The organism is Boudabousia tangfeifanii (assembly GCF_001856685.1).
In the GTDB taxonomy this organism is placed as follows: Bacteria; Actinomycetota; Actinomycetes; order Actinomycetales; family Actinomycetaceae; genus Boudabousia; species Boudabousia tangfeifanii.
On the sequence record NZ_CP017812.1, the window covers coordinates 543,077 to 556,556 of the forward strand.

General features: G+C 54.7%; 20 protein-coding genes. 19 read left to right on the plus strand and 1 reads right to left on the minus strand.

Annotated elements, in window-relative coordinates; genetic code table 11:
* Positions 1–150: 150 nt before the first annotated feature.
* Positions 151–1,602 carry a CapA family protein gene (locus BK816_RS02020; protein ID WP_071163686.1) on the minus strand — a complete coding sequence of 484 codons (1,452 nt, stop codon included), beginning with the start codon at positions 1,600–1,602 and terminating at the stop codon, positions 151–153.
* A gap of 410 nt (positions 1,603–2,012) precedes the next feature.
* Here BK816_RS02020 and rpsL point away from each other — a divergent pair, with 410 nt between their 5' ends.
* The 19 genes from rpsL (at position 2,013) to BK816_RS09070 (ending at position 13,474) form a co-directional block, all read left to right on the plus strand.
* Entirely contained in the window at positions 2,013–2,387 is a 375-nt protein-coding gene (gene rpsL, locus BK816_RS02025; protein ID WP_071163687.1) for a 30S ribosomal protein S12, read from the plus strand.
* The gene (gene rpsG, locus BK816_RS02030) at positions 2,387–2,857 is read left to right on the plus strand and encodes a 30S ribosomal protein S7 (RefSeq protein ID WP_071163688.1); all 471 of its coding nucleotides are present in this window, start codon (positions 2,387–2,389) and stop codon (positions 2,855–2,857) included. Before rpsL ends, rpsG begins: the two co-directional genes overlap by 1 nt.
* A gap of 25 nt (positions 2,858–2,882) precedes the next feature.
* Entirely contained in the window at positions 2,883–5,000 is a 2,118-nt protein-coding gene (gene fusA / locus BK816_RS02035) for an elongation factor G (protein ID WP_071163689.1), read from the plus strand.
* Positions 5,001–5,140: 140 nt separating this feature from the next.
* Positions 5,141–6,331, plus strand: coding sequence for an elongation factor Tu (tuf, locus tag BK816_RS02040; protein ID WP_071163690.1), 1,191 nt, complete (start codon positions 5,141–5,143; stop codon positions 6,329–6,331).
* Between the two features lie 301 nt (positions 6,332–6,632).
* Entirely contained in the window at positions 6,633–6,941 is a 309-nt protein-coding gene (gene rpsJ, locus BK816_RS02045) for a 30S ribosomal protein S10 (RefSeq protein WP_071163691.1), read from the plus strand.
* A 10-nt stretch (positions 6,942–6,951) separates the two neighbouring features.
* Positions 6,952–7,617, plus strand: a complete 666-nt coding sequence (gene rplC, locus BK816_RS02050) for a 50S ribosomal protein L3 (protein ID WP_071163692.1) — start codon at positions 6,952–6,954, stop codon at positions 7,615–7,617.
* Positions 7,618–7,619: 2 nt separating this feature from the next.
* Positions 7,620–8,267 carry a 50S ribosomal protein L4 gene (gene rplD, locus BK816_RS02055; protein WP_071163693.1) on the plus strand — a complete coding sequence of 216 codons (648 nt, stop codon included), beginning with the start codon at positions 7,620–7,622 and terminating at the stop codon, positions 8,265–8,267.
* A complete protein-coding gene (gene rplW, locus BK816_RS02060) occupies positions 8,264–8,566 on the plus strand; it encodes a 50S ribosomal protein L23 (protein ID WP_071163694.1) in 303 nt (100 codons plus the stop codon). Before rplD ends, rplW begins: the two co-directional genes overlap by 4 nt.
* Positions 8,567–8,593: 27 nt before the next feature.
* Entirely contained in the window at positions 8,594–9,430 is an 837-nt protein-coding gene (gene rplB, locus BK816_RS02065) for a 50S ribosomal protein L2 (protein WP_071163695.1), read from the plus strand.
* Between the two features lie 13 nt (positions 9,431–9,443).
* Complete coding sequence (gene rpsS / locus BK816_RS02070; RefSeq protein ID WP_071163696.1) at positions 9,444–9,725, plus strand: 30S ribosomal protein S19; 282 nt, start codon at positions 9,444–9,446, stop codon at positions 9,723–9,725.
* Between the two features lie 32 nt (positions 9,726–9,757).
* Positions 9,758–10,129, plus strand: a complete 372-nt coding sequence (gene rplV, locus BK816_RS02075; RefSeq protein WP_071163697.1) for a 50S ribosomal protein L22 — start codon at positions 9,758–9,760, stop codon at positions 10,127–10,129.
* Positions 10,129–10,917, plus strand: a complete 789-nt coding sequence (gene rpsC, locus BK816_RS02080) for a 30S ribosomal protein S3 (protein ID WP_071163698.1) — start codon at positions 10,129–10,131, stop codon at positions 10,915–10,917. The genes rplV and rpsC overlap by 1 nt, the downstream gene beginning before the upstream one ends.
* Positions 10,918–10,920: 3 nt before the next feature.
* Complete coding sequence (rplP, locus tag BK816_RS02085; RefSeq protein WP_071163699.1) at positions 10,921–11,340, plus strand: 50S ribosomal protein L16; 420 nt, start codon at positions 10,921–10,923, stop codon at positions 11,338–11,340.
* Positions 11,340–11,570: a 50S ribosomal protein L29 gene (gene rpmC / locus BK816_RS02090; protein WP_071163700.1), complete on the plus strand. Its 231-nt coding sequence runs from the start codon at positions 11,340–11,342 to the stop codon at positions 11,568–11,570. The genes rplP and rpmC overlap by 1 nt, the downstream gene beginning before the upstream one ends.
* 8 nt (positions 11,571–11,578) lie before the next feature.
* On the plus strand, positions 11,579–11,851 hold the full coding sequence (gene rpsQ, locus BK816_RS02095; protein ID WP_071163701.1) for a 30S ribosomal protein S17: 273 nt from the start codon (positions 11,579–11,581) through the stop codon (positions 11,849–11,851).
* A gap of 80 nt (positions 11,852–11,931) precedes the next feature.
* Entirely contained in the window at positions 11,932–12,300 is a 369-nt protein-coding gene (gene rplN, locus BK816_RS02100) for a 50S ribosomal protein L14 (protein ID WP_071163702.1), read from the plus strand.
* On the plus strand, positions 12,300–12,728 hold the full coding sequence (rplX, locus tag BK816_RS02105) for a 50S ribosomal protein L24 (RefSeq protein ID WP_071163703.1): 429 nt from the start codon (positions 12,300–12,302) through the stop codon (positions 12,726–12,728). The genes rplN and rplX overlap by 1 nt, the downstream gene beginning before the upstream one ends.
* A 2-nt stretch (positions 12,729–12,730) precedes the next feature.
* The gene (rplE, locus tag BK816_RS02110; RefSeq protein WP_071163704.1) at positions 12,731–13,285 is read left to right on the plus strand and encodes a 50S ribosomal protein L5; all 555 of its coding nucleotides are present in this window, start codon (positions 12,731–12,733) and stop codon (positions 13,283–13,285) included.
* A gap of 3 nt (positions 13,286–13,288) precedes the next feature.
* Positions 13,289–13,474: a type Z 30S ribosomal protein S14 gene (locus BK816_RS09070; RefSeq protein ID WP_073708611.1), complete on the plus strand. Its 186-nt coding sequence runs from the start codon at positions 13,289–13,291 to the stop codon at positions 13,472–13,474.
* Positions 13,475–13,480: the final 6 nt, after the last annotated feature.

The window sequence follows — 13,480 nt, forward strand, 5'->3', positions numbered from 1 at the left end:
GGGTTTGCTGACCGAGGGCGTCCTCGGTAAGCAAACCCACCTGCGGCAAAACCCCAAATTTTTCCAGCAAACAGTTAAAACAAAGTCAACTTGGCTGGCAAAGTCTAGTGCGCCTAGGGGATTTGCCTACCAAATGCTGAGCGTCAGGTATTAACGCGGTAAAGCCACCGGCGGTTTACCTCCAGAGACTGGGGGAGCGCTTGCCTCCTTAATTACCGAGCCCATTTGGGAACGGCCCGCCTGCAAATACGACAACAAGGTCGCCCGATTAGTGCGAGGTGCTGGACCCTTATGGGCCTCCAAGGCCGACGCCGTGTACAGACGCAAACCAGCACGATCCAAAACCAAAGGTTCCCAAGTTGCTGAAGCAGCAATCACCTCGTTGCGGGCATTTAATGTCAAAGTCGGCAAAGCCAGCACTCCCACCTGGGTCAACTTGCCCTGTGAAGGAACCTGAGCACTAATCATGTTGCCCAAACCGTAAAAAGACCACATTGGAACAGTCCGGCCAGGGCGAGGATAAGCCTTCGCAGTCTGAGCCACATGCGGATGATGACCAATCACCAGATCAACCACGCCACTATCGGCAAAACGCTGCGACCAACCCTTCTGGTCGGTAGACGGAGTCGGATCCCACTCCACCCCCGTGTGCATTGACGCGATTACCACATCAGCCCCAGCTGCCTTCGCCGCCTTCGCATCAGCAATCGCCCGATCAATATCGTCCAAATTCAGTCGCCATGGTTCGCGCTGCAACTGGGCAATCGGCCAACGGTTATGCCCATAGGTCAAAGAAACATGACCGATCGTAATAGTGCGGCCCGCACGCTCGAGCCGGTACAACTGGTACGGCTTCATCTCAGGAGTCAAATTCGTCCCAGCAGTACCCAACTGCGAGTTAGCCATCAACTGCAAGGTGCGATCAAAACCTGCCTGTTTCTGATCCCAACTATGGTTCGAGGCCGTAGAACAACCGTCATAACCCAGTTCCTTAAGATCGCCAATCAACGACGGAGGAGCCGCAAACTGCGGGTAGTCCTTCACCAAGTTGTCACGAGGCGCAAACGGTACCTCTAAATGACACAAGGCCAGATCTGCCCCCTTAATATAAGGCTCAACCCCGACCATGCGGTCCATTAAATGCACCGAACCATCACCCCGACGAGCTGCCTTCACCAATGGCCCATGAGGCAACATGTCGCCCGTCGCCGCAAAAGTAAGGGTCACGTCCTCGCCACTACCGCCCAAGTCCTTCGCGCCAGGCTGTTTTGCTCCACCTGCCGGAGTGCTTTCAGGAGCCGAACCAAACTTAGGCTCAGTCGTTATCCCCACGTCCTGCTCTAAGGTAGACTCCACGCTCGGTACCGCAGTAGGTTCTCCAGCCGGTTCCACACTTGCCTCACTAGTACTTGGGCTCACCGTTTCTTCCACGCTAACCGAGGCCGGAGTGCCGCCCTCGGGCGAAACCGACGGTGATGGAGTAGCCGGAGAACAAGCCGCCAAAGAAAGCGACAAAGCAGCCACGGCGCCTAAGCCGACCAGACGCCGGCGGTTGCTCAATGAGCCAACCAAACGAGTAGACAAACCAAAGGAAGTAGACATAAATGCCACCAATCAAAACGGGGGAGTGAGACTAACCAAAAGAACAATAAAGTCTTAGGCTAAATCGAGGAACTGAAGTCAGTATAACGAGAAGCAGAAAAAATCAGCGCCAGAATTTAGTGAGAAAAGCCGAAAAATCAAAATTCCGTGAGACGGTGCACTTTGGTTGCCTTTGACCATCTTGGTGGCACTTGATAGACTAACTGACGGTGCCCGCCACCTGCGGGCCCTAGTTTCGTTACCAAACACTGGTACGCGGGCTCCCAACTCTGTCGGAGCTCCGGACGTCACTCATTATAGAGGTTAGGCGGGCCGGCCCTTCTGCGGAGCAGTGTGCGCGCAGAAACAAGGGCAAACAGGTCGCGCATTATTGTAAGAAATTGTCCGATTAATTTAAAGACGGAGACATAGTGCCTACTATTCAGCAGCTGGTCCGCAAGGGCCGCAGCGTGAAGCGCTCTAAGGTCAAGACTCCCGCGCTAAAGGGTTCGCCCCAGCGTCGTGGGGTTTGCACCCGCGTTTACACCACTACCCCTAAGAAGCCTAACTCGGCCCTGCGTAAAGTCGCCCGTGTGCGTCTCTCCAGCGGCATCGAGGTCACCGCTTACATCCCCGGTGAAGGCCACAACCTGCAGGAACACTCGATCGTATTGGTCCGCGGTGGTCGTGTTAAGGACCTCCCCGGTGTCCGTTACCGTATCGTCCGTGGCGCGCTAGACACCCAGGGTGTCCGCAACCGCCAGCAGGCTCGTTCCCGCTACGGCGCAAAGAAGGAGAAGAAGTAATGCCCCGTAAAGGCCCAGCTCCCAAGCGTCCCTTGGTTGTCGACCCAGTATACGGGTCCCCAGTCGTTACCCAGCTAGTTAACCGTGTTCTACTCGACGGCAAGAAGTCCGTGGCAGAACGCATCGTTTACGGCGCCCTCGAAGGCGTTCGCGAACGTGCGGACCAGGATCCGGTAACCGTACTAAAGCGCGCTTTGGACAACATTCGTCCAGCTCTCGAAGTACGTTCCCGCCGTGTCGGTGGTGCTACCTACCAGGTACCAGTGGAAGTTCGCGCTTCCCGCGCCACCACCTTGGCATTGCGCTGGCTGGTTGACTACTCGCGTCAGCGTCGTGAAAAGACGATGACTGAACGTTTGATGAACGAAATTCTCGATGCTTCCAACGGCCTCGGTGCTGCTGTTAAGCGTCGCGAAGACATGCACAAGATGGCGGAGTCCAACAAGGCCTTCGCTCACTACCGCTGGTAATCCCAACTAAGGAAGGGCGTACGTCGTGGCACTTGAAGTGCTGACTGACCTTAAAAAGGTCCGCAACATCGGCATCATGGCACACATTGATGCTGGTAAAACAACTGTAACTGAACGCATTCTGTTCTACACCGGTATTAACTACAAGATCGGTGAAACCCACGATGGTGCATCCACCACCGACTGGATGGAACAGGAAAAAGAACGCGGTATTACCATCACCTCCGCAGCGGTGACTTCCTTCTGGAAGGGTAACCAAATCAACATCATCGACACCCCAGGGCACGTCGACTTTACCGTGGAAGTAGAACGCTCCTTGCGTGTTCTCGACGGTGCAGTCGCAGTGTTCGACGGTAAGGAAGGTGTGGAACCGCAGTCCGAAACCGTATGGCGTCAAGCTGACAAGTACAACGTCCCCCGTATTTGCTTCATCAACAAGATGGACAAGTTGGGTGCTGACTTCTACTTCTCGGTCCAGACCATTAAGGATCGTTTGGGCGCCAAGCCAGTAGTCATGGAACTACCAATCGGTGCAGAAAACGAATTCCAGGGCGTAGTTGACCTACGTCGTATGGAAGCCGTTCTCTTCCCTGAGAAGGACGACAAGGGCAACGAAACTCGTGGCTCCGTCGTGGAATACGCTCCAATTCCAGAAGACCTACAGGCCAAGGCTGAAGAATACCGCGAAGCCATGATCGAAGCCGCCGCTGAAGGCAGCGAAGAACTCATGGACAAGTACCTCGGTGGCGAAGAACTTTCCGACGAAGAAATCGTTGAAGGTATCCGCAAGCAGGTAATCGCCGGTGAACTCTTCCCAGTCTACTGTGGCTCCGCTTTCAAGAACAAGGGTGTCCAGCCAGTTCTTGACGCAGTCATCGACTTCTTGCCATCCCCACTCGACATCCCAGATGTTGAAGGTCACGCTGTTGGCAACGAAGAAGAAACTCTCACCCGTGCAGCTAACGAAGATGAGCCATTCTCAGCTCTAGCCTTCAAGATTGCCGCACACCCCTTCTACGGCAAGCTAACCTTCATCCGCGTTTACTCCGGTAAGGTCGAAGCAGGCGCCCAGGTAACTAACTCCACCAAGGGTAAGAAGGAACGCATCGGTAAGATCTTCCAGATGCACTCGAACAAGGAAAACCCGGTTGACGTGGCACACGCTGGTCACATCTACGCCGTTATCGGTTTGAAGGACACCACCACTGGTGACACCCTCTCCGCTATCGACAAGCCGATCATCCTTGAATCGATGACCTTCCCGGATCCAGTTATCCACGTTGCTATCGAACCAAAGACCAAGGGTGACCAGGAAAAGCTTTCTGTCGCTATTCAGAAGCTAGCTGAAGAAGACCCAACCTTCACCGTTCGTTTGGACGAAGAAACCGGCCAGACCGTTATCGGTGGTATGGGCGAACTTCACCTCGACATCCTCGTAGACCGTATGCGTCGCGAATTCAAGGTTGAAGCTAACGTTGGTAAGCCACAGGTTGCTTACCGCGAAACCATCCGCAAGGCAGTCGAAAAGGTCGACTACACCCACAAGAAGCAGACCGGTGGTTCTGGTCAGTTCGCAAAGGTGCAGGTCAACTTCGAACCATTGCCGATGGATGCCGAAGAAATGTACGAATTCGTCGACCAGGTCACCGGTGGCCGTATTCCTCGCGAATACATCCCATCCGTCGATGCTGGTATCCAAGAGGCCATGGGCAACGGTGTTCTCGCCGGTTACCCGTTGGTCGGAATTCGCGCTATCCTAGTAGATGGTGCTTACCACGATGTTGACTCGTCCGAAATGGCGTTCAAGATCGCTGGTAACATGGTTTTGAAGGAAGGTGCCAAGCGCGCTAACCCAGTTCTTCTAGAGCCAATCATGGCCGTGGAAGTTCGTACTCCAGAAGAGTACATGGGCGACGTAATCGGCGACTTGAACTCCCGTCGTGGTGCTATCCAGTCTATGGATGACATCGCCGGTGCAAAGGTCGTACGTGCACAGGTACCACTTTCTGAAATGTTTGGTTACGTCGGTGACTTGCGTTCCAAGACGCAGGGTCGCGCGATGTACACGATGACCTTCGATAGCTACGCTGAGGTTCCCCGCAACGTGGCTGAAGAAATCATCGCCAAAAACCGGGGCGAGTGAGTCCCCAAAGGGCATAAAAGCTAACGCTTTCGTGCTCTAACCCACAAGAAATATAATCTAGTAGGAACTCACCGCCCGCAGGTGTTAAGCTAATATCTGCCAAAGGCTGAGGAAATCTACCCGAGTCCAGGAGGACACAAGTGGCAAAGGCCAAGTTTGAACGCACTAAGCCGCACGTTAACATCGGTACCATTGGTCACGTTGACCATGGTAAGACCACGTTGACTGCTGCAATCACCAAGGTTCTACACGACAAGTACCCAGAATTGAACGAATTCACCCCGTTCGATCAGGTAGACAACGCTCCTGAAGAGCGCGATCGTGGTATTACCATCAACGTTTCCCACGTTGAATACCAGACCGAAAAGCGTCACTACGCTCACGTTGACGCCCCAGGTCACGCCGACTACATCAAGAACATGATCACCGGTGCAGCCCAGATGGACGGCGCTATCCTCGTGGTAGCCGCAACTGACGGCCCAATGGCTCAGACCCGTGAACACGTTCTATTGGCAAAGCAGGTTGGTGTTCCTTACTTGTTGGTCGCCCTAAACAAGGCCGACATGGTTGACGACCCCGACATGCTTGAATTGGTTGAAGAAGAAGTTCGCGACCTACTATCCTCGCAGGGCTTCGACGGCGACAACGCTCCAGTCGTTCAGGTTTCCGCTCTTAAGGCCCTCGAAGGCGACCCAGAGTGGACCGAAAAGGTTGCAGAACTCATGGACGCTGTTGACAACAACGTTCCTGAGCCTGTCCGCGACATGGACAAGCCATTCTTGATGCCAATCGAAGACGTCTTCACCATCACCGGCCGTGGCACCGTTGTCACCGGTCGTGTTGAACGTGGTAAGCTCGCTATCAACTCCGAAGTTGAAATTCTCGGTATCCGCGAACCACAGAAGACCACCGTTACCGGTATCGAAATGTTCCACAAGCAGATGGACGAAGCATGGGCCGGCGAAAACTGTGGTCTATTGCTCCGCGGTACCAAGCGTGACGAAGTTGAACGTGGCCAGGTTGTTGCACAGCCAGGTACCATCACTCCTCACACCGAGTTCGAGGGCCAGGTCTACATCCTTAAGAAGGAAGAAGGCGGCCGCCACAAGAGCTTCTACTCGAACTACCGTCCTCAGTTCTACTTCCGTACCACTGACGTGACCGGTGTTATCACCCTCCCAGAGGGCAAGGAAATGGTTATGCCTGGTGACACCACTGAAATCTCCGTTACCTTGATTCAGCCAATCGCCATGGAAGAAGGCCTCGGCTTTGCTATCCGTGAAGGTGGCCGTACCGTTGGTTCCGGTCGTGTAACCAAGATCATCAAGTGAGTAAATAACTCATTGAGTTGATACTTTTAGTTGCCCCCTCTGTTTCGGCAGAGGGGGCAACTTTCAATTACAAGCCATCTCACACTACACCTGTTGCAATTTGTCTACATTCTTGAGAGACTATTGGAGTTGCCCCTTAGGGGTAGGTTAGTTTTTAGCTAACCATAGGGCAGGAAATTGCCCATGTTGTTTAATGAAATAGACAGCGAACACATGTGATTCGGACTTTTCCAGCAATATGCTGGCGACACGCCCGAGTGCGGGTGTCGGTGTCTATACTGTACGAAAGAGGTTAAACCGCATGGCGGGACAAAAAATCCGCATTCGGCTTAAGTCGTATGACCACGAGGTCATCGACTCTTCGGCGCGTAAAATCGTCGAAACTGTGCAGCGAGCTGGTGCCACTGTAGTTGGACCGGTTCCCTTGCCAACTGAAAAGAACGTATATGTTGTCGTTCGTTCGCCGCACAAATACAAGGACAGCCGCGAACACTTCGAGATGCGTACTCACAAGCGTCTCATTGACATTATTGACCCCACGCCGAAGGCTGTTGATTCGCTAATGCGTCTTGACTTGCCTGCCGACGTAAACATCGAGATTAAGCTCTGAGGAACCTGTGATGACTACTAATTCCAAGCAAGCGACTGCGCCCGTCAAGGCGCTAATTGGTCGCAAGCTCGGCATGACTCAGGTGTGGAACGAAGACGGTCGTCTCGTCCCCATCACTGTTGTGCAGGTGGACACCAACGTCGTAACGCAGGTGCGCACCCTAGACACTGATGGCTACACCGCTGTACAGCTGGGCTTTGGCGAAATTGATTCGCGTAAAGTAACTAAGCCGCTAGCCGGTCACTTTGAAAAGGCTGGGGTTACCCCACGCCGCCATTTGGTTGAAATCCGTACTGCCGACGCTGAAGAATACAGCCTCGGTCAGGAACTAACCGCCGAAACCTTTGAAGCTGGTCAGAAAGTTGACGTCAGCGGCACCACCAAGGGTAAGGGTTTCGCTGGTGTTATGAAGCGTCACGGCTTTGCCGGTGTTTCTGCTTCCCACGGTGCTCACCGTAACCACCGCAAGCCTGGTTCGATTGGCGCTTGCGCCACCCCAGGTCGCGTATTCAAGGGCCTGCGCATGGCTGGCCGCATGGGCGGTGTCCGTCGCTCCATTCAAAACCTGACGATCCACGCTGTTGACGCCGAAAAGGGCCTATTGCTCATCACCGGTGCGCTCCCTGGTCCTAACAAGGGTGTCGTCGTGGTCCGTACTGCTGCGAAGGGTGCGTGATTATGTCCGAAATGATTAAAGTTGACGTTAAAGACGCTGCAGGTAAAGTAACCGGCTCCGCCGAACTACCCAGCGAAATTTTCGACGTTGTCACCAACGTGCCGTTGATTCACCAGGTTGTTGTTGCTCAGCTAGCAGCAGCTCGCCAGGGTACTCACGCCGTTAAGTCCCGTGGCCTAGTCCGCGGTGGTGGCCGCAAGCCTTACCGCCAGAAGGGTACCGGTAACGCCCGTCAGGGTTCGATCCGCGCTCCTCACTACACCGGTGGTGGCATTGTGCACGGTCCAGTGCCTCGTTCCTACGAACAGCGCACTCCTAAGAAGATGAAGGCTGCTGCTCTACGCGGCGCCCTTTCCGATCGCGCTCGCGCCGGTCGCGTGCACGTTATTTCTGAATTTGTGAAGGCCGATAAGCCCTCGACTAAGTCTGCTTTGGAAGCTTTGCGCAACCTTGTAGGCGAACGTAGCGCTTTGGTTGTTTGCGACCGCGAAGACCTGCTAACCCAGTTCTCGTTGCGCAACGCTCCTGAGGTGCACCTGCTATGGAGCGACCAGCTCAACACCTACGACGTGTTGGTTGCTGACGATGTCGTCTTCACCGAGCAGGCCCTTGCGGCATTCCTCGGTAACGATAAGGAGGAAACCGAATGAGCCTCGAAAACTCGCGCAACCCTCGCGACATCATCATTAAGCCGGTAATCACCGAAAAGTCTTCCCCAATGGAAGATCTCGGCAAGTACACCTTCGTGGTGGACCCTTCGGCTAACAAAACTGAGATCAAGATTGCTATCGAACAGATTTTCGATGTCAAGGTCGCTTCGGTTAACACCATGAACCGTCCTGGCAAGGTAGTCCGTTCCCGCACTGGTCTTGGCAAACGTAAGGACACCAAGCGCGCGATTGTTACGCTGCGTGAAGGTACGATCGACTTCGGCGCGCTGATCGGCTGAAAAGCCGTCGAAAGGTAGAGGAAAATTATGGGAATCCGTAAGTACAAGCCGACTACGCCGGGCCGTCGTGGCTCGTCGGTCGCAGACTTTGTTGAGATCACCCGCACCACTCCGGAAAAGTCTTTGGTTCGTCCTTTGACCAAGACCGGTGGCCGTAACAACAACGGTCGGGTTACTTCCCGTCACCGTGGTGGTGGCCACAAGCGTGCGTACCGTGTGATCGACTTCCGTCGTCATGACAAAGATGGTGTGCCAGCTAAGGTTGCACACATTGAATACGACCCGAACCGTACTGCACGCATCGCGTTGTTGCACTACGTTGACGGCGACAAGCGCTACATCTTGGCTCCTGCCAAGTTGGTTCAGGGTGCTGTCATCGAACAGGGTCCAAACGCTGACATCAAGCCAGGTAACAACTTGCCATTGCGCAACATCCCATTGGGTACCGTAATCCACGCTGTGGAACTACGTCCTGGTGGCGGTGCTAAGATCGCTCGCTCTGCTGGCGTCTCCGTGCAGCTTGTTGCTAAGGAAGGCCGCTTCGCTCAGTTGCGTATGCCATCCGGCGAAATCCGTAACGTTGATGCTCGTTGCCGCGCCACCATCGGTGAAGTTGGTAACGCTGAACAGTCCAACATCAACTGGGGTAAAGCCGGCCGTATGCGCTGGAAGGGCAAGCGCCCACACGTTCGTGGTGTTGTAATGAACCCGATCGACCACCCACACGGTGGTGGTGAAGGTCGTACCTCAGGTGGTCGTCACCCAGTGAGCCCTTGGGGTCAGCCTGAAGGCCGCACCCGTCGCAAGAATAAGCCAAGCGACAAGATGATTGTCCGTCGCCGCCGTACTGGTAAGAAACGCTGATAGGGGATAACCAATGGCACGTAGTCTGAAAAAAGGCCCCTTCGTTGACGAACACCTTTACAAGAAGGTCGACGCACAAAACGAAGCTGGCACAAAGAATGTCATTAAGACCTGGTCTCGTCGTTCGGTAATCACCCCGGACTTCTTGGGCCACACTTTTGCGGTCCACGATGGTCGCAAGCACGTTCCGGTGTTCGTCACCGAATCGATGGTTGGTCACAAGTTGGGCGAATTTGCTCCAACTCGCACCTTCCGTTCACACGATAAGGACGACCGCAAGGGCCGCCGCCGCTGAGGCGCGTCTGAGACTGAAGAAAGAGGCATATTATGGAAGCCAAGGCGAAGGTGCGCTACCTGCGCGTCACGCCCATGAAGGCGCGCCGTGTTGTCGACGTCGTCCGCGGTAAGCGGGTACAAGACGCCCTCAACATTCTGCAGTTTGCGCCGCAAGCCGCTGCTACCGACGTTCGTAAGCTCGTCGCATCCGCAGCCGCTAACGCAAAGGAAGCTGCTAAGGCCGCCGGGGAAACCCACAACGAAGCTGACTTGTACATCAAGGAAGCCTTCGTCGACGAAGGTCCGACCATGAAACGATTCCGTCCTCGCGCCCAAGGTCGCGCCGGACGCATCAACAAGCGGACCTGCCACATCACTGTGGTCGTTGATTCAATGGAAGCTAACAAGGAAGGAACCAAGTAATGGGTCAAAAAGTTAACCCCACTGGGTTCCGTCTCGGTATCACCACTGATCACCGTTCTCACTGGTTCGCAGACTCGACCCAAGCTGGTCAAACTTACGCGGACTACGTAGCTGAGGACGTTGCGATTCGCAAGATGCTCACCAAGGGCCTAGAACGTTCTGGGATCTCCCGTGTTGACATCGAACGCACTCGTGACCGGGTGCGCGTTGACTTGCACACCGCCCGTCCGGGTATTGTGATTGGTCGCCGCGGTGCGGAGGCGGATCGCCTACGTGGACAGTTGGAAAAGCTAACCGGTAAGCAGGTTCAGCTCAACATCCTCGAAGTCAAGAACCCTGAAATCGATGCGCAGCTAGTCGCCCAGGGCGTTGCCGAGCAGCTTTCTGCTCGTGTTTCGTTCCGTCGCGCAATGCGCAAGGCAATGCAGTCGGCAATGTCCGGCGGTGCCAAGGGTATTCGTATCCAGTGTTCTGGTCGTCTCGGTGGCGCAGAAATGTCGCGTTCCGAGTTCTACCGTGAAGGTCGCGTGCCTTTGCACACCCTTCGCGCGAACATTGACTACGGCTTCTTCGAGGCTCACACCACCTTCGGCCGCATTGGCGTGAAGGTCTGGATTTACAAGGGTGACGTCACCGAAAAGGAATTCGCGCGGATGCAGGCAGAAGCCACCCCGCGTGGACGTCGCAACGACCGTCGTGGGCAGCGTCGTAACTCGCAGCGTGGCAACAATGCCAACGCCAATGCGAACAACAACGCTCCCGCTACTGAAAAAGTTACGGAGGCCTGAGTCGTGCTAATCCCTCGTCGGACTAAGTTCCGTAAACAGCACCGCCCCAACCGCCACGGTGTGGCTAAGGGTGGCACCGAAATTGCATTCGGCGATTTCGGTATCCAGGCGCTCGAGCCCGCTTACATCACTAACCGTCAGATTGAAGCAGCTCGTATCGCAATGACCCGTCACATCAAGCGTGGTGGTAAGGTTTGGATCACAATCTTCCCAGACCGTCCGCTAACCAAGAAGCCTGCTGAAACCCGTATGGGTAAAGGTAAAGGTTCGGTTGAATGGTGGGTCGCAAATGTCAAGCCAGGTCGTATCCTATTCGAACTTGGTGGCGTCCCGGAGCCATTGGCACGCGAAGCTATGTCTCGCGCCATGCACAAGCTCCCAATGAAGACCCGTTTCGTGGTTCGTGAAGGTGGTGAAGCCTGATGGCAAAATCTGAATTGTCAGCAGTTGAACTTGACAAGATGGATGACGACCGTCTTCGTGAAGAACTCGACAAAGCTAAAACTGAACTGTTCAACTTGCGTTTCGCGCAAGCTGCAGGCATGACCGAAAACGTCGGTCGTATCCGCACGGTTCGCCGTGATATTGCTCGCATTTACACCATTGCGCGTGAACGCGAGCTGAACATCCGTACCGCCCCGACTGTGAAGTGAGCGTAGAAATGAGCGAAAATACCGCCCCTCAGCGCAATGAGCGCAAGGTTCGCCGCGGCTACGTCGTGAGCGACAAAATGGACAAAACCGTGGTCGTCGAATATGTCGATCGCGTAAAGCACCCTCTTTACGGTAAAGTTGTTCGTCGAACCGCTAAACTAAAGGTTCACGACGAAGGCAATATCGCAAAAGTTGGCGATCTCGTCCGCGTCATGGAGACTCGTCCATTGTCAGCCACTAAGCGCTGGCGTTTGGTCGAAATCCTTGAGAAGGCTAAGTAAACTTAGCTTTCATATTTGAAATAATCCGTTCGGCTAGGCTCGGATGACCGAGAACCGGCACGACGACAGGAGTCATAAGAATGATCCAACAGGAGTCGCGACTAAAAGTTGCTGACAACACGGGCGCTAAGGAAATCCTTTGCATCCGCGTTCTCGGCGGCTCGGGTCGGCGTTATGCAGGAATCGGCGATACTATCGTCGCTACCGTTAAAGACGCCATTCCCGGCGGCAATGTTAAAAAGGGAGACGTTGTGAAGGCGGTGATCGTGCGTACCCGCAAGGAACGCCGCCGTCCAGACGGTTCCTACATCCGTTTCGATGAAAATGCAGCTGTCATCTTGAAAAACGATGGCGAGCCTCGTGGTACACGTATCTTCGGCCCAGTAGGGCGCGAACTACGTGACAAGAAGTTCATGCGTATCGTCTCGTTGGCACCGGAGGTGTTGTGATGGGAGCTAAAATCAAAAAAGGCGACCTCGTCGAGGTAATCACTGGCCGCACTGCGGACCAGAAGAAGATCGACGCTCGCAACAAGACCCGCGCCGAAAAAGGCAAGGCACCGCTAGCCCCTGGTGACAAGGGCAAGCAGGGCGTGGTAATTGAGGTTCTACGCGACAGCGACCGCGTGATCGTGGAAGGCGTCAACGTACGCACCTACCACGTTCGCCAGGGACAGTCCGCTCAGGGCCAGGTTACCGGTGGCATTGAACACCGCGAAGCACCAATCCACGTTTCCAACGTTGCTTTGGTTGACCCAGACACCAAGAAACCGGTTCGGGTTGGCTTTAAGGAAGTTGAAGTTGAACGTGATGGCCGCGTCCGTACCCAGCGTGTCCGCGTGGCACGTAACGGTGACAAGCCAGGTAAGGAGCTCTGAGAATGGCTGAGAACACTCCTCGCCTAAAGGCGAAATACGAAGAAACCATTGTTCCCGAACTGCTTAAAGAGTTCGCACACTCCAACCCCATGCAGGTTGGCGGTCTCAAGAAGATCGTCGTAAACATGGGTGTTGGCGATGCTGCGCGTGACTCTAAGGTGATGGAAGGTGCGATCCGCGATCTCACCGCAATCACCGGCCAGAAGCCGCAGGTCACCAAGGCTCGTAAGTCCATCGCTCAGTTCAAACTGCGTGAAGGCCAGCCGATTGGCGCACACGTCACCCTTCGTGGTGCACGTATGTGGGAATTCCTCGACCGCTTGCTATCAACCGCGTTGCCGCGTATCCGCGACTTCCGTGGTTTGAACCCCAAGCAGTTTGACGGTAATGGTAACTACACCTTCGGTTTAACCGAACAATCGATGTTCCACGAGATCGACCCTGACACGATCGACCGCGTACGCGGCATGGACATCACTGTAGTGACGTCAGCAAAGACCGACGACGAAGGCCTTGCGCTATTGCGCAAACTGGGCTTCCCTTTCAAGGAGAACTAAGCAATGGCTAAGACATCTCTCAAAGTAAAGGCCGCCCGCAAGCCTAAGTTTGCGGTTCGCGCCTACACCCGGTGTAACCGGTGCGGTCGTCCGCGGTCGGTATACCGTAAATTCGGCTTGTGCCGTATCTGCCTGCGTGAGCTCGCCCTAGCTGGTGAACTCCCTGGTGTCACAAAGAGCAGCTGGTAACAACTA